We start from the raw sequence: 16,419 nt of genomic DNA, 5'->3' as shown, positions 1-16,419 counted from the left end.
GCCCGCATGCCGTTTTCAGTTTACTACAGGTGGATCAGACAGGACGCTTGAAATTGGCGCGGATTTTTTCGATCTCCGCCCGGCACTTGCAGCCTTCGACATGGTCGTTCACCAGCCCCATGGCCTGCATATGCGCATACATGGTGGTGGGGCCGACAAAGCTGAAGCCGCGTTTCTTCAAATCCTTGGAGAGGCGCACCGACGCCGGTGTCGTCGGATTGGCCATCAGCGTGCCATAGTCGACAAGTCTGGGTCGCTCCTCAACAGGCGGTTCAAAGCTCCAGAAATAGGCGGCAAGCGAACCTTTCTCCTCAAGGAGTTCAAGGACACGCCGGGCATTGTTGATGGTCGAGGTGATCTTGCCGCGATGGCGGATGATCCCGGCATTGGCCAGCAGCCGCTCGATATCCTTCTCGCCATAGCGGGCGATGCGCTCGAAATCGAAACCGTCGAACGCCTCGCGGAAGTTTTCGCGCTTGCGCAGGATGGTCAGCCATGACAGGCCGGATTGAAAGCCTTCCAGGCATATCTTTTCAAACAGGCGGCGGTCGTCCGTGACAGGACGTCCCCACTCGTGATCGTGGTAGTGGATATATTCCGGCAGCGCTCCGGGCCAGGAACATCTGGTTTGCCCATCCTCACCCGTCATCAAACCCGTCTTTACCGGCGCTTCTTCCGTCATCTGCCCGTCCTTCCGGAACATGTTCATCTGGCATTAACCAGTGACCGAAACCATCCGGTAACCACAACAAATAGTTTCCGGAAAGAATCGCTTTTTATTGATCCTCGTTCACTTTTTTCTACCGCCACGCGCGCAAACTCAATCCGAAACCTGACAAATCCTGTCAGGAGCGTTGATTGCCAAGAGAATTGCCCGATGAAGACCGCATTGCTGCTTGTCACCTCCTGCCTGACCGCCTTTACAGTCCACGCCCATGCCAGCGAGCGCTACGCGACCCGGCCGCCGGTGGTGATGAGCCCCGATCTGTCCGCTCCGTGGGTCATGCAACTGCGGGAACGCCCCGTTGGCACCTCGGCCAATATGCGCGACCGCGTTGTCCTCAGCGACCCGCCGGCTCGCGGCACAAGCCTGCATCGCCGCGAGGCACGCCGTCCCGCCCGGACCGAAGAGGCGGCCAACCCCGCCGTGCGCGAAGTGTCATTCCGCCGCCCGGCAGAATCCGGCGCGGATGCGCAGCCCAAAAAGCGCGCCATGGACCCGAAATTCCTGCCGCAGACCGTTGCCTATAGTGGCCCGCAGGCACCCGGCACCATCGTCATCGATACGTCCCAGCGGTTCCTCTTTCTCGTCGAAGCCGATGGCCAGGCCCGCCGCTATGGCGTTGGCGTCGGCAAGGAAGGCTTTGGCTGGAACGGCACCAACAACATCACCCGCAAGGCGGAATGGCCGGACTGGCGCCCGCCCGCATCAATGATCGAGCGCGAGAGAGAAAAGGGCAAGATTCTCCCGGTTCACATGGAAGGCGGCCCGGCCAACCCGCTCGGCGCCCGCGCGCTTTATCTTGGCAATACATTGTATCGCATTCACGGCACCAACGCGCCCTGGACGATCGGCCACGCCGTCTCCAGCGGATGTATCCGCATGCGCAATGAGGATGTCACGGATCTCTACGAACGCGTCAAAGTCGGCACAAAAGTCGTTGTGATGTGAGAGTTAGTGGGGACGGCACCGGGGGCGGTGCCGAAACTGGGCGGTGGTTCCAATGGAGCCACCGCCTTTCTTTTGCCTACTCGGCAGCGCGCATGACAGGCGCAGGCACGCCTTCGGGCCGCGGGCCGCCGTAAACCCAGTCCAGCAATTCGACCGTATGGACGATGGGCAGTTTCGCAGCGCTGGCAATCTGGGTGATGCAGCCGATATTGCCTGTCGCAATGACACTGGCCCCGGTCGCCTCGATGTTTTTCACCTTGCGCTCGCGCAGCGTGCGGGCAATCTCCGCCTGCATGATGTTGTAGGTCCCGGCGGACCCGCAGCAAAGATGCCCCTCGGCTGGCTCGCGGACCGTGAAACCGGCCGCCGTCAGCAAATCCTTCGGCTGCCGTGTCAGCTTCTGGCCATGCTGCATGGAACAGGCGGAGTGATAGGCGACGACGAGATCCGCCGGTTGCGACGGTGCGGGCAGATCGAGGGTCGTCAGATATTCGGTGATATCCCTGGCAAGCCCCGAGATGACAGCCGCCTTGTCACGGTAGTCCGGATCGAGCCGCAGCATATGGCCGTAATCCTTGATCGTCGTGCCGCAGCCCGAAGCCGTGACGATGATGGCGTCGAGCCCACCACCGTTCAACTCACGCGTCCAGACATCGACATTGCGGCGGGCATCATCCAGCGCAGCCTCGTCGCGGCCCATATGATGGACGAGCGAGCCGCAGCAGCCCTCGCCTTTCGGCACGACGACTTCAACGCCGAGGCGGGTCAAAAGACGGATCGTCGCCTCGTTGATGCCGGGCTTCAGCACCGGCTGGGCGCAGCCTGTCAGAATGGCGACACGGCCCCGCTTTTCCCGCGCCGGCTTGTGCAGGCCCGGTTCGGCAAAGCGTGACTTTGCCGGAACGGATTTCGGCGCGAGTTCAAGCATGGCTGCAACCGGTTTCAGTGCCGGGACGGACCGGAACAGCGGCGCTAAGGGACGGCCGAATTTTGCCGCCGTCAATGACAGGCGGAAGCGCTGGGGATGCGGCAGAACAAAAGCCAGCAGCGCCCGGATGAAACGGTTCATCACGGGGCGTTTATAGGTTTTTTCGATGTGGGCACGGGCATGATCGACCAGATGCATGTAGTTCACGCCCGACGGGCAGGTTGTCATGCAGGCAAGGCAGGACAGGCAGCGGTCGACATGCTTGACGATCTGCTCATCGGCAGGTCGGCCATTTTCCAGCATGTCCTTGATGAGATAGATGCGGCCGCGCGGGCTGTCGAGTTCATTGCCCAGCGTGACATAGGTCGGGCATGTGGCGGTGCAGAACCCGCAATGAACGCATTTGCGCAGGATCTTTTCGGATTCGGCAACACCGGGGTCAAGCAACTGCTGCGGGGTGAAGTTGGTCTGCATGCTACACTCCTGCAACCATGCGGCCGGGATTGAGGATACCGTCCGGGTCAAACTGCTGTTTCAGCCGCTTCGACAGGGCCGCCAGAGCTGCGGGCTGCGGTTCGAAGACGGGGGTGGCCGCGCGGACCGCGTCGGGCGCGCGCACCAGCGTGGCATGGCCGCCGCCATATTTGCGGATGAGCGCCCGGACTGCCTCCGCTTCGGGCTCTCCGTCGAGCCGCATCCAGATGAGTCCGCCCTGCCAGTCATAATAGGCGTCGGCCGCAGCGCCCATGCGCATGGATGCTACCAGCTTGTGGGCCTCCATCGGTGCCATGGACACGCGCCAGACCGGCCGCTCGGTTCCATCGGCGAACGGAATGACATCGCGCACTTCCTGCCAGAGCTTGCGTGATATCTCCCCGGAAATTTCCTCGATGGCACCGGCGGACGACAGCAGGCCCCGCAGCATCGCCACACGGTCGGCAACGGAGGGGGCAAAGCCCTCCAGCCGGAGCAGCGTCGAAGACTCGCCTTTCAGAACGCCGTCGATAATCCGTCCGCAAATGTTCACCGGCAAATGCGCGGCAGACGCCACCTCGCCGCTCGACCCCATGGCGATGGCCATGGCCCGTGCGGCCTCGTCATCCATCAGGCCGCGAACGACCAGTGTCGTCTCCGTCTCCGGCGCAGGCAAAACCTTGAAGGTGATTTCCGTTGCAATGCCAAGGGTGCCCCAGGAATTGGCCATGCCCTTGGACAGATCATAGCCGGTCACGTTCTTGACCACCCGGCCGCCTGATTTGAACAGTTCGCCGCGCCCCGAGACGACGCGCACGCCCAGCACGTGATCGCGGGCGGATCCCGCTTTCAACCGGCGCGGACCGCACAGATTGGTGGCAAGGACGCCGCCAAGACTGCCCTGCCCCGCCGCCTGTCCCAGCAAGGGTCCGTAATCCATGGGCTCGAACTGAAAGGCCTGGCCCTTGGAGGCAAGCAGGGCTTCCAGCTCGGCGATGGGTGTTCCCGCCCTGGCGCTCAATACCAGTTCATCCGGTTCATAGAGCGTCACGCCGGAATGGTTCGACAGGGCAATCGTGTGCTCGGTCTGCAGCGGACGGCCAAGCCCGCGCTTCGACCCATGGCCGCAGACTTCCACCGGCGCGCCCTCGGACAATGCCCATTGCACCGCCTCGACAATTTCGGTCTCGGTTGAAGGGGTCAATATGGTCATGTCAGCGCGCCATGGTCTCAAACGTGTATATCTTCAACAGCATCGATCAGAATCTCGGAATATCGGGAAAGGGCACCTGGCCGCGATGCACATGCATCCGCCCCAATTCGGCACAGCGATGCAACTGCGGAAAAACCTTTCCAGGGTTGAGCAGGTGCTTGTCGTCGAAGGCGCATTTCACGCGGATCTGCTGGTTGAGATCGATCTCGTTGAACATTTCCGGCATCAGCTCACGTTTCTCGACACCCACGCCATGTTCACCGGTGAGAACGCCGCCCACCTTGACGCACAGCCGCAGGATATCGGCGCCAAAATCTTCGGCCTTGCGCAGTTCATCGGGAATATTGGCATCGTAAAGAATGAGCGGATGCAGATTGCCGTCTCCCGCGTGAAAGACATTGGCGACGCGCAGCCCGTATTTTTCCGAAAGCGCGCGCATGCCCGCCAGAACCTGCGGCAGTTCCTTGCGCGGGATCGTGCCGTCCATGCAGAGGTAATCCGGTGAAATGCGCCCGACGGCCGGAAACGCCGCCTTGCGGCCTGCCCAGAACGCCATCCTCTCCTCTTCACTCTGCGATATGATGCAGGAGGAAGCGCCGTTCGTGCGGGCGATTTGCTCGACCATGTCGATCAGGTGGTTGACCTCCACCGCCGGCCCGTCGAGTTCGATGATCAGCAGAGCTTCCACATCAAGCGGGTAGCCCGCATGGACGAAATCCTCGGCGGCGTGGATCGCCGGACGATCCATCATTTCCATGCCCCCCGGAATGATGCCCGCAGCGATGATATCGGCAACGCATTGCCCGGCGGTTTCGCTTGAGGGGAAACCGACCATCAAGGCCCGCGCCGTTGCGGGCTTTTGCAGGATGCGGACGGTGACTTCCGTCACCACGCCGAGCAGCCCTTCCGAGCCGGTCATCAGGCCGAGCAGGTCATAGCCTTCCGAATCGAGATGCTTGCCGCCAAGCCGCACGACCTCGCCGCTAATCAGAACCATCTCCAGCCCGAGGACATTGTTGGCCGTGAGCCCGTATTTCAGGCAATGCACGCCACCGGAATTTTCCGCGACATTGCCGCCGATCGAACAGGCGATCTGCGATGAGGGGTCCGGCGCGTAATAGAAACCTTCGTGCTCCACCGCCTTGGTGATGCCGAGATTGGTCACGCCCGGCTGCACGACAGCGACACGGTTCGGATAATCGATTTCAAGGATGCGGTTGAAACGCGACATGACCAGCAGCACCGCGTCTTCGAGCGGCAGGGCGCCGCCGGACAGCGATGTTCCCGACCCGCGCGGCACGACCTTCACAGTGTTGTCGTGGCAATATTTCAGGATTTGCGAAACCTGCCGCACGGTCTGCGGCAGCACGACGACGAGCGGAAGCTGGCGATAGGCGGTCAGTGCATCGGATTCGAACGCCCGCATTTCGTTGGTAACGTCGACAACGCCTTCACCCGGAACGATGGCCTGCAAGGCAGCAACGATCTCCTTGCGGCGCGACATGGTCGCCGCATCGGCCTTCGGCATCACCAATCCGGACATGAAACCTCCTCCCAGCAAACTCCTTCAACTGGTAAATTATGTTTACCAGTGTCCATTCGAGTTTGTAAACAGTCTAAACTGTTGAACGGAGGTGGCACACAGCCAAAGTGACGCGTCTCACAGCAGACTTTCAAAGCCCGCAACGAGCGCGACAAGCCCGAATTCAAAACCTTCATCCGGCGAGACATTGTCGAGCTTCCCGAAGGCTTGACCGAGCAGCGGAAACTGCGCGCCTATTTCCGATGCCAGATCGGCCCCTGTCCCCTGGTCCAGCCGTCCGTTTGCTGCCATGGCGGCCTGCTGTTCGAGCACCGAACCGACGACATAATGCCCGGCCGCCTGCAGGATGTACCCGGCCGCCACAATATCAAATCCCGCGGCAACCATGAAACCGAGCTGCGCTTCCGCAGCGGGATAGAACGCCGGACTGGGACGCGACCCGGCATGGACCCTGGCCCCGTCGCGGTAGGCGAGCAGGGCACGCCGGAAGCTGCGCGCATTCTCGATCAGGAAATGCCGCCAGTCTTCATCCGGCAGCGGCAGGGAGCGGCTGTGGTTTTCCATCAGGATGGTCTCGGCCAGCGCATCGAGCAAAGCAGCCTTGTCCTTGAAATGCCAGTACAATGCCGGCTGCTGGACACCCAGAGCCGCCGCAATGCGTCTTGTGGTCAGGCCATCGACCCCGGTTTCGCCGAGCAGATCCAGAGCGGCTCGTATGACCGCCTCGCGCTGCAATTTGATATCACTTCGTTTTGCCATGCTTGACAATTTATCACCGATAAGTGATATGCGTCCAGTTACTTATCAAAGATAAATAAGAGTTATCCATGACTTTCGACAAATCCCTGATCGTGATTCTGACGACCGTTACCCTTGATGCTGTCGGCGTGGGCATGATCATGCCGGTCCTGCCGGAATTGCTGACGGGGCTGACGCATGCGGACAACGTTGCCGCGCATTACGGCGTTCTCCTTGCTCTGTATGCGCTGATGCAGTTTCTGTGCGCGCCGCTTCTGGGGGCGCTGAGCGACCGTTTCGGCCGGCGGCCGGTGATCCTTGTCTCCCTGGCCGGGGCGACGCTGGATTATCTGGTCATGGCGTCGGCCATGGTGCTGCCGCTGCTCTATATCGGCCGTGTCATTTCGGGTGTCACCGGCGCAACCATGTCCGTCGCAAGCGCTGCCGTCGCGGATATCACCCCGGAAGACGGCCGCGCACAGCGCTTCGGCATGATCGGCGCCTGCTTCGGCCTCGGTTTCATCGCCGGTCCCCTGCTCGGCGGCATTGCTGGAGGATTCGGCATCCACTACCCGTTTCTGCTGGCGATGGCGCTCAACGGCGTCAACTTCCTGCTCGCACTCTTCTTCCTGCCTGAAACCGGCAAAGGTGTGAAAACGCCACTTGCGATCCAAAACTTCAATCCGCTCGGCGGTTTCCGCTGGGCGACCGGCATCAAAAGCCTGACGCCGCTCATTGTCGTGTTCACCCTGATGCAGCTCGTCGGTCAGGTCCCCGCAGCGCTGTGGATCATCTACACGCAGGACCGGTTCGCCTGGAGCGTTTCGACTGTCGGTCTCTCACTTGCCGCATTCGGCCTGTGCCACGCGCTCGTCCAGGGGCTGCTTACCGGTCCCATCACTGAAAAGCTCGGCGAAAGGCGCACGCTGATCCTCGGAATGGGCATGGATGGCATCGGCTATGTGCTGATGGCCTTTGCGAGCGGGAGCTGGATGGTCCTGCCGATCCTTGTCTTCCTGTCCATGGGCGGCATTGCCAGCCCCGCGCTCCAGTCGATCATCACGCGGCAGGTGGATGAAACCAGGCTCGGCGAAGTTCAGGGCATCCTTGCCAGCGCAACAAGCCTGACCGGCATCATCGGGCCGGTGGCGTTTTCCGCCATCTACGCCGCCACACGGACCGACTGGAGCGGCCTTGTCTGGATTTCCGGTGCGATGCTGTACATTCCCTGCGTTCCGCTGCTGCGCGCCATCGCCTATCGCCGGGCGACAGGCCCTTCAGGGGCTTGACCTTGTGCTGATCCCGCGGAAAGAGTGCGCCGATGGATCATCTGAATGACATGGAAATTTTTGCGCGCGTGGTTTCATCCGGCAGCATGTCGGCGGCAGGACGGGAGCTCGGCGTATCGCCCGCCGTCATTTCCAAGCGGCTGCGGCGGCTTGAGGAGCGACTGGGCACGCGCCTTCTGCAGCGCACCACCCGGCAGATTGCCCTGACGGAAACCGGGCAAGGCTATTACGAGCGGGTCCTGGCGATCCTGTCGGGCGTCGAGGAAGCGGAAGCTTTCGTATCGCGCCGTTCCGAACAGGCGCATGGCCTGCTGAAAGTCTCGGCGCCGACCACCTTCGGGCGCATGCATATTGCGCCGCATCTCGAACCCTTCATGCGGGCCAATCCCGATCTGTCCATCAATCTCGTGCTGACGGATGAATTCGTCGATATCGTCGGGGAAGGCTATGATCTGGCCATCCGCATTGCCGAACTGTCCGATTCCAGCCTGGTCGCGCGCAAACTTGCGCCGGTGCAACGGTATCTTGTCGCGTCGCCGCGCTACATCGCAGAACACGGAGCCCCGCGCTCCATTGCCGATCTTGACAACCACATCTGCCTCGCCGCCCACAACGGCGACCCCTGGCGGTTGAACGGACCGGATGGCAGCGTATCCCTGCGCCCGACCGGGCCGATCCTGACCAATTCCAGCGAGGTGGTGCGCGCCGCGGTGCTTGGCGGGCTTGGCATAGCCTTGCGCTCCACTTGGGATATCGGGCCGGAACTTGCCGCCGGCCAGCTGGTGCGCGTGCTAACCGACTATGCTGCTTCGCATAATATCGCGATTTACGCGATTTATCCCTCGCGGCAGTTTCTCCCGGCAAAGGTGCGGGTGTTCATCGACTATCTCGCGGGCCTTTACGGCCCCGTGGCGCCATGGGACCGGGTCTGATCAGTCATCATTGTGGGATTTGCGGATCGATTTCACCAGAAACCACATGGCAATGATCGCTATGGGCACAAAGGCGGCAGTGACAACCGACGAGTGCAGTTCCGGCATATAAGCCTCGGCACCCTTGGCAAGATAATAGAACAGACCAACGACATAGTAGGAAATCGCGGCCACCGACAGGCCTTCCACCGTCCGTTGCAGGCGCAATTGCAGTTGCGCGCGCCGGTCCATCGAGCTCAGGAGATCGCGATTCTGCCGTTCCAGTTCCACATCAACCGACGTGCGCAGCAGCGTGGCGGCACGCGACAGCTTTTCCGACAGGTTTTCCTGTCTTCCGCTGACGGAATGACATGTGCGCATGGCCGGTGCCATGCGCCGCTGGATGAACGCTGCCCAGGTTTCATAACCGGTCACCGGCTCTTCCTGCAGCGCGGCCAGCCGTTCCAGCACGATGCCATTGTAAGCCCGGCTTGCCCCGAACCGGTAGAGGCTCGAGGCCGCATCGGCTTCGAGTTCCGCCGCAAGGGATGTCAACTCATCGAGCAGTTTGTGATTGTCGGCATCCGGCGCGCGCATTTCCGTCGTCAGGCCAGCCAGGCGGTCTTCGATGCGGCGGATGCGCGGCGACAGGGAATGCGCCAGCGGCAGTCCGAGCATGGCGAGCGTACGGTAGGTCTCGATTTCGATCACACGCTGCGACAAGGCGCCGGCGCGGGCGGGCGACAGGCCATCGTCGAGGATGAGAATGCGGGTCATTCCGTCGCCGTCCTGCCGGAAATCCGTCACGATGGAGGCAAGCCCGTTCTCGACATCGCTGTAGCAGAGGCTTGTCGGATCGAATGCCTCAATCAAAGCCGCGGCGCCCGCGTCCTTGCGGATGATCTCCAGCCGCACACCGTCGATCACCGTGCCGGGCGGATTGAAGCCTTCCCCGAAGGGATGCTGTGCTGCCTGGCCGTTGCGCGGCAGCGGGCCTTCCCACAGATAGGTCGAGAATTCCGTGTGCCGCTCCCAGCGCAGCGTGCCATTGCCCCAGGGCATGATGTGGTGGCGGGCATCGCGCGCCGGAGAGGCTACACCTATGCTGCGGCTGAGTTCCGCCAGAACCGCATGATCGACGGTGGAACCGCCCTCGGTCATGAATGCAAGCTGGATAAGAATGCGCGGCGTATCGATCAATGGATAGGGCCGCGCATGCACTTCTCCCAGCGCCACGGAACGCTCCGCGTGCCCCGGAAAGCCCATCACGCCCGGACTGGTGGCGGAATTTGAAAACGCCGCTGCGGTTTTCAGTCTTTTCCCCTTCATATCGGCCCCTTGGTATAGACTGTTCACAAGATGGTGAACGCAATGACCGGCCCTTTCAATGCTCCTTTGCGCCGGAAGGCTGCGGCTATGCGACGCTTGCCCACTGGATCAAAGAATTGACCAGTTTCGTGATTTGCCGATACGCTGGCACGACACATCACTCCTGCGGACGACTTTCAACATGAGCAGCCCGGTCTTTGCCCGCATCCATTCTTCCCGAACGGCCGACGACATCGTCAGCCAGATCGAAACATTGATCCTTGAGGGTGTTCTGCGCGTGGGCGACCGTTTGCCCGGCGAACGGGACCTTGCCGTACAATTCGATGTATCCCGCCCGATCCTGCGCAGCGCATTCAAAGTGCTGGAGGCCAAGGGATTGCTTGTCGTGCGCCACGGTGGCGGAACGTTCGTTGCCGATGTCATCGGCGAGGTCTTTTCCAAGCCGGTCATGGACCTGATCTCGAGCCATCCGAAGGCCGCGGCGGACTATCTAGAATATCGCCGGGAGATTGAAAGCATCGCAGCGGACTATGCCGCCCGCCGGGCAACGGATGATGACCGCCTGCTTTTGCGCGGGATCGTTGACGCGATGCAGCGCGCCTTCGAGACCGATGACTTCAAAAGGGAAGCCGAGCTGGATGTCGAACTGCACAGCACCATCGGGGAATGCGCCCACAACATCATTCTGCTGCACACGCTGCGGTCGTGCTACCGGCTGCTCGCCGATGATGTGTTCTACAATCGTACCATCATCTACGGTTTTCCCGGCGCCCGGGAAAAGCTGCTGCTACAGCACACATCCATCGCCGATGCCATCATGGCGTCAGACCCCGAGGGGGCGCGGGCTGCGGTGCACAGGCACATCGACTTTATCGAGCAGGCACAAAAGGACGCGGCACGCAGCAATGCCTGGCAGGAAACGTCGCGGCTGCGGCGCAGGCAGAGGGAGCTGGACCGCCCATGAAGACAGTCGACTTCAAGCATGCGCGCGGTCCCGACCGCCTGCGGGTTTATGCCATCGGCGACGTGCATGGCCGCCTCGATCTGTTGCAGGAGATGCACCGGCGCATTCTGGCTGAAAACGCCAAGTCACCGCCGTTCGACTGGGTGGCGGTGCACCTTGGCGACTATGTGGATCGGGGCCCGGATTCCAGGGGGGTGCTGGACCATCTGGTTAATGCCCAGAGGAAGAATCACCGCATGCTGACGCTGGCAGGCAATCACGATATCGGATTTCTGGATTTTCTGGCCACCGGCGACATCAACGGAATCTTCGCCCGGCACGGCGGCAGACAGACGGCGCGCTCCTATGGCGTGACGATCGATTTTGACGATCCGGCTTCGGTATCGGTGGGACGCTCCGCCCTGCTGCGCGCCGTGCCGGCAACCCACGTGGAGTTTCTGCGCGGCTTGCGGCGCTCGATGACACTGGGCGATTTTTTCTTCTGTCACGCCGGCATCAGACCCGGCGTTGATCTCGACCGGCAAAATCCTGAAGATCTGATCTGGATTCGCTGGGAATTTCTCGACGATCCCCGGTTGCATTCCAAGGTTGTCGTGCATGGCCATACACCGGCCAGCGATGTGGAAGTGCGGCAGAACCGGGTCAATCTCGATACCGGCGCCTATGCCAGCGGGCGCCTCAGCGCCATCAAGATCGACGCTGAAGGCAAGTCTTTTCTGGAAGCGATTGTCTAGAACAAGTCTTAACGCGAGGCGGAGCTGATTCCGTAGCCATCGCTCGATACGGTGCGGCCTCCGGCATCAACAGATACCAGTTCGGCGCCCATGAAAAGGATCGATGCAAGCATCATTGCGGTCAAAAGGGCGGCACTTTTCATAGTCATTCGGGCGTTTCCATCAGTCTCTACGGCCTGGCTTCATGCCAGCTAACCGGCCCGGCAACTACAGCGCACAATTCTTTCCAGCAAGTGAACGAAAGCCACGCTCCCCATGAATACCGACGGGGCAATTTGATTCAAATTTTGCCTGTTGCACAGATGCAACTGAATCGCCCGCCGCTAGATCAGTGCGACCCAGGCGCGCGCCAAAGCAAGACCCGCGGCATCGGCGGCAGCGCCACTTTCCGCGACCCGCGCCGGATAGTTTTCAAGCCAGGCCGGGTTGTCCCTCATGATCTCGTCGTGAAAAACATGCCGCCATTCCTCGACCAGTGCAGTGTCCGCCTCGAAGTGGAACTGGATGCCGTACACCGCCCGCCCGATACGGAAGGCCTGATTGCGGGTCATCGCGCTCGAGGCGAGATGCACGGCGCCTTCCGGCAGGGAAAATGTATCCCTGTGCCAATGGAAGATCGGAAAGGTGTGGGGAACAGCGGACAGCACGGGATCGGCTGCCGCTTCGGCCGTCGCCGTGACCGCATGCCAGCCGAATTCCTGCGGGCGCCCGAGAATGTTTTCGGCATCGTAACCGCGTGCGACGAGCTGGCTGCCCAGGCAGATGCCAAGCACCGCCTTGTCCGCATCGCCAAAACGGCGGATCAGCCGGGCAAGCGCGGGAAGATAGGGAAACTGCTCATCGGCAAGGGCGTTCTGATCGCCGCCGAGCGAGATCAGTGCGTCGTAACCCGCATCATCGGCAGGCAGCTCTTCACCGGTATGGGCCTGCACGAGATCAATCTGTGCACCGGCCTCCGCCAAGGCCTGTCCAACCAGTCCCAATCCGGTATTCTGATAATTCTGTACGACAAGAACGCGCATTCTACCTGCCTGATGATCGCATTGACGATGATCCTGCGATAGCATGGACCCCTCACAGCCGGAAGCCATCAAATGCCCCTGCAAAACCGTGTCACACCCTTCGGCGATATCACCGCCGTTCCCCAGCGCGGGACCTTCATGGGCAATCGCGGCATCATCCACGACCCGTCAACCCGCACCCTGCTGAAACGGCGCTGGTCGACGAGAGCGTGGATCATCTGCGTCTGCGACTTCAGGAACGTCCGGCGCGCCGTTATGGCCCGGCAAAGCTGGACCGAGCTGTTCTTCCTCGATGAAGCGACGGCGCTCAGCGCCGGACACCGCCCATGCTTCTATTGCCAGCGGCAACGGGCGAAGGCTTTTCAGGCCGCATGGGCCGATGGCACGACCAAACCATCGGCGCCGGAAATGGATCGTGTACTGCACGCGGAGCGCCTTGAGGGGAACGGGGGCAAGAAACTCCACCCGCTTGCAACGGCGATCCTGGACCTGCCTGACGGCAGCATGATCGCCTCCGGCGACAATGCCTATCTGGTGCATCGGGGCCAGACCTATCTCTGGTCGTGGGATGGCTATATGGCCTGCCCGCCGCCCACAAAGGATATCAGCCTGCTGACACCGCCCTCGACGGTGCGGGCTTTGGCCGCCGGTTATATCCCGGTCGTTCTGGGGATATAACTCATATGCATTATTCTATCTGAAAATGCATTCCAATTGGATGTCGTCCGGCTCCAGGGCCGCCAGCTCCGCGTCAGGCGCTTCCGTGACGACACAACCAAGACGCCGGTAGAAATTGACCGTGTTTTCAGATGGTATCGCAGAAACGTACAGACCTCTGGCGCCCATTTCCCTGGCAATATCCTTGCAATGCTCAAAGAGCTGCATACCCAGGCGCCGGCCGCGATAGTCATTGCCGACATGGAGGAAACTCAACTGCAGGAGATCCTTCCCCGGGCCACGCCAGATGGTATCCACGGCCCCAACGCCCGCCAGTGTATCGCCGTCGAAAAAGCCGAAGAATTTTCCACCGCGATCGAAACTTCCCTGCAGCAGGGGCGTGTATTTCTCCGCCTCGCCTTCCTCCCAGCCAGGGACATCAAAATATTCCGCGTGCAGGACGAGCTTACCGCCCCGCAACGTATAAAGGTTTTCAATGATCTCGCGGCGATCGATGGTCCAGACCTGTTCGATCTCGCTGCGTTTCAGTGCGCGGAGTTCCATGTTCCTGCTCTTTATACGTCAGACATAATATGCTTTTTATATGCATATAGAACAAATGTGGCATGGCAATCAAGTGGTATCCGCGATCAGATTTTGACACTTGCCGGCACCGACCGGCCCAGCTTCCATCCAAGGCTGGTGCCTGCCGCTGCGACGAGAATGGCTGCGGAACCCAGGAACTGTATCGGTTGCAGCTGATGCCCGAAGGCAAAATAATCAACCAGAATGGCAGCGATGGGATAGATGAAGGACAGCGATCCCGTGAGATGGGTCGGCAGCTTCTGAATGGCACTATAGAGCAGAATATACATCAGCCCCGTATGAACGATACCGACTGTCACGAGGCTGCCCCATTGGCCAACGCCATTGGGCATGACACTGAAATCAGCAAGCGGCGCCATCAGCACGATGCCGACACAGACCTGAATCAGCGCGATCAGATGCGGCGGCGTGCCCTTCAGCCGCTTGGCCACGATGGATGCGATGGCGTAGAGAAACGCGGCGCCCAGCGACAGGCCGATACCGGCCATGTAGTTCGTTCCGGTATAATTGCCGCCCGGCTTGGCCTGAACGATCAGCAGCATCCCGGCAAAGGCGACAGCCAGCCAGAACAGCTTGGTGAATGTCAGCTTCTCCTTGAAGATCAGGGCGCCTAATACAACGAGCATGAACGGCTGCACATTGTAGACCGTCGTCGCGATGGCAATGGACGCACGGGAATAGGCGGCAAAGAGCAGCACCCAGTTGAGCACAATGGCGATGCCGCCAAGAACAGCAAGGCCGAACAGCTTCAAAGAAATAACATTCGGACGCAGCAGACCGAGTGCGGCGCAAACGCCGAGCAATGTCAGTGCACCAAAGGCACAGCGCCAGAACACGACGGATAAGACCGGCTGACCGGACATCAGCACAAACCAGCCGATCGTACCCGAAATCATCATCGCAGCGGTCATTTCCACGCTGCCTCTCGCCATATCCCGTTCCATGCCACCTGTCCTTTCGTCTCGCACCACGAGACTATTCGGAGCAATGGCAATTTGATATATATGGAAAAAGGCGTAAAGTTCGCTTGACCTGTTTAATGCAGGCAAAACGCCTGATCTGCCTTACGAGGTTGTTATGCTCGATGAAATGGACAAGACCATCCTCGGTATCCTGATCGAAGATGCGCGAATCTCGCTGAAGGAACTGAGCCAGAAAGTCGGGCTCTCGTCTCCCAGCGTGTCCGAGAGGTTGCGGCGGCTCGAGGAAAAGAAGGTGATCCGCGCCTTCACCGTCGATATCGACCCGGCGGCGCTCGGCTATAATCTGACAGCCATTGTGCGGGTCAGGCCCCTGCCCGGCATGCTGCATATTGTCGAGCGGCTGATCCAGGAGATGCCTGAAATCACCGAATGCGACAAGGTGACGGGCGACGATTGCTTTGTCGGCAAGCTGCATTTCCGCACCATGGAACAGCTGGATACGCTGCTCGACCGGCTGGCGGAAAAGGCCGAAACCAACACCTCCATCGTCAAATCCTCGCCGGTGAAACGGCGCCTGCCGCCTCTCGGCTGACATCGCCTGCTTGACCGCCCCATCCCCTCTCTGGCATCCATCTCCCATGCGCGCAAATTACAGAATGCAACGGCTTTATATTCCCGCGGATCTGGCGGCCGGCAGGCGGGCGGACGCCCCGGCGGAAGCCGTCAACTATCTCGCCAATGTGCTGCGGATGAAGGACGGCGATGAAATCCTCGTTTTCAACGGTCGGGACGGTGAATGGCGCGCTGCCCTGCACTTTGAAAGCAGGAAGAAGCTGGCGCTGGAGCCGCTCGAATTGACGCGGGTGCAGCCGGAATCACCCGATCTCATCTACTGCTTTGCCCCGCTCAAACAGGGACGGCTCGACTACCTCGTGCAAAAGGCCGTCGAAATGGGCGCCGGGGTTCTGCAACCTGTGATCACCCAGCACACGCAGGTCGCCAGAATCGGCATGGATCGGATCGAAGCCAATGCCATCGAAGCGGCGGAGCAATGCGGCGTTCTGGCCATCCCGGAAACGCGCGAGCCGGTCAGGCTCGAGAAACTGCTGGATGGCTGGGATCCGGACCGGCGCCTGATCTTCTGCGACGAAGGTCATGATACCCATAACCCGCTGCCGCTGCTACAAAGCCTGCCGCGCGGGCCGCTTGGCGTTCTCATCGGGCCGGAAGGCGGGTTCTCGGATGCGGAGCGCGAAACCCTGCGCAAGCTGCCGTTCGTCACCGCCATTCCGCTGGGTCAACGTATCCTGCGCGCCGACACTGCCGCCGTTGCCGCACTCGCGCTTATTCAGGCGACGATCGGCGATTGGTGAGTTACAAATTCTCTTGATGAGTGCATCAGCGAAATTTGCTTGC

General features: G+C 60.7%; 18 protein-coding genes. 8 read left to right on the top strand and 10 right to left on the bottom strand.

Annotation, left to right across the window (positions count from 1 at the left end; all coding sequences use genetic code 11):
- Positions 1–34: 34 nt before the first annotated feature.
- The gene (locus tag ACIQWS_RS03030) at positions 35–682 is read right to left on the bottom strand and encodes a DNA-3-methyladenine glycosylase I (RefSeq protein ID WP_403177408.1); all 648 of its coding nucleotides are present in this window, start codon (positions 680–682) and stop codon (positions 35–37) included.
- 195 nt (positions 683–877) lie between these two features.
- Between ACIQWS_RS03030 and ACIQWS_RS03025 the strand changes: the two genes are divergently transcribed.
- The gene (locus ACIQWS_RS03025; RefSeq protein ID WP_403170069.1) at positions 878–1,672 is read left to right on the top strand and encodes a L,D-transpeptidase; all 795 of its coding nucleotides are present in this window, start codon (positions 878–880) and stop codon (positions 1,670–1,672) included.
- 76 nt (positions 1,673–1,748) lie between these two features.
- Here ACIQWS_RS03025 and glcF read toward each other — a convergent pair whose 3' ends face one another.
- From glcF to ACIQWS_RS03005, 4 genes are all read right to left on the bottom strand, one after another.
- A complete protein-coding gene (glcF, locus tag ACIQWS_RS03020; protein ID WP_403170066.1) occupies positions 1,749–3,074 on the bottom strand; it encodes a glycolate oxidase subunit GlcF in 1,326 nt (441 codons plus the stop codon).
- Between the two features lies 1 nt (position 3,075).
- The gene (gene glcE, locus ACIQWS_RS03015) at positions 3,076–4,287 is read right to left on the bottom strand and encodes a glycolate oxidase subunit GlcE (RefSeq protein WP_346307532.1); all 1,212 of its coding nucleotides are present in this window, start codon (positions 4,285–4,287) and stop codon (positions 3,076–3,078) included.
- Between the two features lie 46 nt (positions 4,288–4,333).
- On the bottom strand, positions 4,334–5,830 hold the full coding sequence (locus tag ACIQWS_RS03010) for an FAD-linked oxidase C-terminal domain-containing protein (protein WP_346307533.1): 1,497 nt from the start codon (positions 5,828–5,830) through the stop codon (positions 4,334–4,336).
- Positions 5,831–5,947: 117 nt separating this feature from the next.
- Positions 5,948–6,589, bottom strand: a complete 642-nt coding sequence (locus tag ACIQWS_RS03005) for a TetR/AcrR family transcriptional regulator C-terminal domain-containing protein (protein WP_403170063.1) — start codon at positions 6,587–6,589, stop codon at positions 5,948–5,950.
- 68 nt (positions 6,590–6,657) lie between these two features.
- Here ACIQWS_RS03005 and tet point away from each other — a divergent pair, with 68 nt between their 5' ends.
- A complete protein-coding gene (gene tet, locus ACIQWS_RS03000; protein ID WP_346307535.1) occupies positions 6,658–7,857 on the top strand; it encodes a Tet(A)/Tet(B)/Tet(C) family tetracycline efflux MFS transporter in 1,200 nt (399 codons plus the stop codon).
- Positions 7,858–7,889: 32 nt separating this feature from the next.
- On the top strand, positions 7,890–8,789 hold the full coding sequence (locus ACIQWS_RS02995; protein ID WP_223611704.1) for a LysR family transcriptional regulator: 900 nt from the start codon (positions 7,890–7,892) through the stop codon (positions 8,787–8,789).
- Here ACIQWS_RS02995 and ACIQWS_RS02990 read toward each other — a convergent pair whose 3' ends face one another.
- Positions 8,790–10,097 carry a DUF3422 family protein gene (locus tag ACIQWS_RS02990; RefSeq protein WP_403170059.1) on the bottom strand — a complete coding sequence of 436 codons (1,308 nt, stop codon included), beginning with the start codon at positions 10,095–10,097 and terminating at the stop codon, positions 8,790–8,792.
- A 181-nt stretch (positions 10,098–10,278) separates the two neighbouring features.
- Here ACIQWS_RS02990 and ACIQWS_RS02985 point away from each other — a divergent pair, with 181 nt between their 5' ends.
- Positions 10,279–11,061 (top strand): FCD domain-containing protein, encoded by a 783-nt coding sequence (locus tag ACIQWS_RS02985; protein WP_346307537.1) that lies wholly within the window; start codon positions 10,279–10,281, stop codon positions 11,059–11,061.
- Positions 11,058–11,795, top strand: coding sequence for a metallophosphoesterase (locus ACIQWS_RS02980; RefSeq protein ID WP_346307538.1), 738 nt, complete (start codon positions 11,058–11,060; stop codon positions 11,793–11,795). The genes ACIQWS_RS02985 and ACIQWS_RS02980 overlap by 4 nt, the downstream gene beginning before the upstream one ends.
- A gap of 8 nt (positions 11,796–11,803) precedes the next feature.
- Here the strand turns inward: ACIQWS_RS02980 and ACIQWS_RS02975 are convergent, their stop codons facing one another.
- Both ACIQWS_RS02975 and ACIQWS_RS02970 read right to left on the bottom strand, forming a co-directional pair.
- Positions 11,804–11,944, bottom strand: coding sequence for a hypothetical protein (locus tag ACIQWS_RS02975; protein ID WP_165401767.1), 141 nt, complete (start codon positions 11,942–11,944; stop codon positions 11,804–11,806).
- A 174-nt stretch (positions 11,945–12,118) separates the two neighbouring features.
- Entirely contained in the window at positions 12,119–12,817 is a 699-nt protein-coding gene (locus tag ACIQWS_RS02970; RefSeq protein WP_403170055.1) for a type 1 glutamine amidotransferase, read from the bottom strand.
- A gap of 72 nt (positions 12,818–12,889) precedes the next feature.
- On the opposite strand from ACIQWS_RS02970, the gene ACIQWS_RS02965 reads away from it, so the two are divergent.
- Entirely contained in the window at positions 12,890–13,495 is a 606-nt protein-coding gene (locus tag ACIQWS_RS02965; protein WP_403170053.1) for a hypothetical protein, read from the top strand.
- A 15-nt stretch (positions 13,496–13,510) separates the two neighbouring features.
- On the opposite strand, the gene ACIQWS_RS02960 is transcribed toward ACIQWS_RS02965, so the two are convergent.
- Together ACIQWS_RS02960 and ACIQWS_RS02955 are read right to left on the bottom strand one after the other, a co-directional pair.
- Complete coding sequence (locus ACIQWS_RS02960; RefSeq protein ID WP_403170050.1) at positions 13,511–14,038, bottom strand: GNAT family N-acetyltransferase; 528 nt, start codon at positions 14,036–14,038, stop codon at positions 13,511–13,513.
- An 86-nt stretch (positions 14,039–14,124) separates the two neighbouring features.
- A complete protein-coding gene (locus ACIQWS_RS02955) occupies positions 14,125–15,024 on the bottom strand; it encodes a DMT family transporter (RefSeq protein ID WP_403170047.1) in 900 nt (299 codons plus the stop codon).
- Between the two features lie 133 nt (positions 15,025–15,157).
- On the opposite strand from ACIQWS_RS02955, the gene ACIQWS_RS02950 reads away from it, so the two are divergent.
- Entirely contained in the window at positions 15,158–15,595 is a 438-nt protein-coding gene (locus tag ACIQWS_RS02950) for an Lrp/AsnC family transcriptional regulator (RefSeq protein WP_223611716.1), read from the top strand.
- 46 nt (positions 15,596–15,641) lie between these two features.
- Entirely contained in the window at positions 15,642–16,376 is a 735-nt protein-coding gene (locus tag ACIQWS_RS02945) for a 16S rRNA (uracil(1498)-N(3))-methyltransferase (RefSeq protein WP_403170043.1), read from the top strand.
- Positions 16,377–16,419: the final 43 nt, after the last annotated feature.

Source organism: Phyllobacterium sp. NPDC097923, from assembly GCF_044760925.1.
Classification (GTDB): domain Bacteria; phylum Pseudomonadota; class Alphaproteobacteria; order Rhizobiales; family Rhizobiaceae; genus Phyllobacterium; species Phyllobacterium calauticae.
The sequence above is the reverse complement of the archived record's forward strand: the minus strand, read 5'-3'. Positions and strand labels throughout refer to the sequence as shown.

What these genes read in the sequence shown, in the direction of transcription:
- ACIQWS_RS03030 (WP_403177408.1), bottom strand. Translation starts at nt 682, where the DNA reads ATGACGGAAGAAGCGCCGGTAAAGACGGGTTTGATGACGGGTGAGGAT.
- ACIQWS_RS03025 (WP_403170069.1), top strand. Translation starts at nt 878, where the DNA reads ATGAAGACCGCATTGCTGCTTGTCACCTCCTGCCTGACCGCCTTTACA.
- glcF (WP_403170066.1), bottom strand. Translation starts at nt 3,074, where the DNA reads ATGCAGACCAACTTCACCCCGCAGCAGTTGCTTGACCCCGGTGTTGCC.
- glcE (WP_346307532.1), bottom strand. Translation starts at nt 4,287, where the DNA reads ATGACCATATTGACCCCTTCAACCGAGACCGAAATTGTCGAGGCGGTG.
- ACIQWS_RS03010 (WP_346307533.1), bottom strand. Translation starts at nt 5,830, where the DNA reads ATGTCCGGATTGGTGATGCCGAAGGCCGATGCGGCGACCATGTCGCGC.
- ACIQWS_RS03005 (WP_403170063.1), bottom strand. Translation starts at nt 6,589, where the DNA reads ATGGCAAAACGAAGTGATATCAAATTGCAGCGCGAGGCGGTCATACGA.
- tet (WP_346307535.1), top strand. Translation starts at nt 6,658, where the DNA reads ATGACTTTCGACAAATCCCTGATCGTGATTCTGACGACCGTTACCCTT.
- ACIQWS_RS02995 (WP_223611704.1), top strand. Translation starts at nt 7,890, where the DNA reads ATGGATCATCTGAATGACATGGAAATTTTTGCGCGCGTGGTTTCATCC.
- ACIQWS_RS02990 (WP_403170059.1), bottom strand. Translation starts at nt 10,097, where the DNA reads ATGAAGGGGAAAAGACTGAAAACCGCAGCGGCGTTTTCAAATTCCGCC.
- ACIQWS_RS02985 (WP_346307537.1), top strand. Translation starts at nt 10,279, where the DNA reads ATGAGCAGCCCGGTCTTTGCCCGCATCCATTCTTCCCGAACGGCCGAC.
- ACIQWS_RS02980 (WP_346307538.1), top strand. Translation starts at nt 11,058, where the DNA reads ATGAAGACAGTCGACTTCAAGCATGCGCGCGGTCCCGACCGCCTGCGG.
- ACIQWS_RS02975 (WP_165401767.1), bottom strand. Translation starts at nt 11,944, where the DNA reads ATGACTATGAAAAGTGCCGCCCTTTTGACCGCAATGATGCTTGCATCG.
- ACIQWS_RS02970 (WP_403170055.1), bottom strand. Translation starts at nt 12,817, where the DNA reads ATGCGCGTTCTTGTCGTACAGAATTATCAGAATACCGGATTGGGACTG.
- ACIQWS_RS02965 (WP_403170053.1), top strand. Translation starts at nt 12,890, where the DNA reads ATGCCCCTGCAAAACCGTGTCACACCCTTCGGCGATATCACCGCCGTT.
- ACIQWS_RS02960 (WP_403170050.1), bottom strand. Translation starts at nt 14,038, where the DNA reads ATGGAACTCCGCGCACTGAAACGCAGCGAGATCGAACAGGTCTGGACC.
- ACIQWS_RS02955 (WP_403170047.1), bottom strand. Translation starts at nt 15,024, where the DNA reads ATGGAACGGGATATGGCGAGAGGCAGCGTGGAAATGACCGCTGCGATG.
- ACIQWS_RS02950 (WP_223611716.1), top strand. Translation starts at nt 15,158, where the DNA reads ATGCTCGATGAAATGGACAAGACCATCCTCGGTATCCTGATCGAAGAT.
- ACIQWS_RS02945 (WP_403170043.1), top strand. Translation starts at nt 15,642, where the DNA reads ATGCGCGCAAATTACAGAATGCAACGGCTTTATATTCCCGCGGATCTG.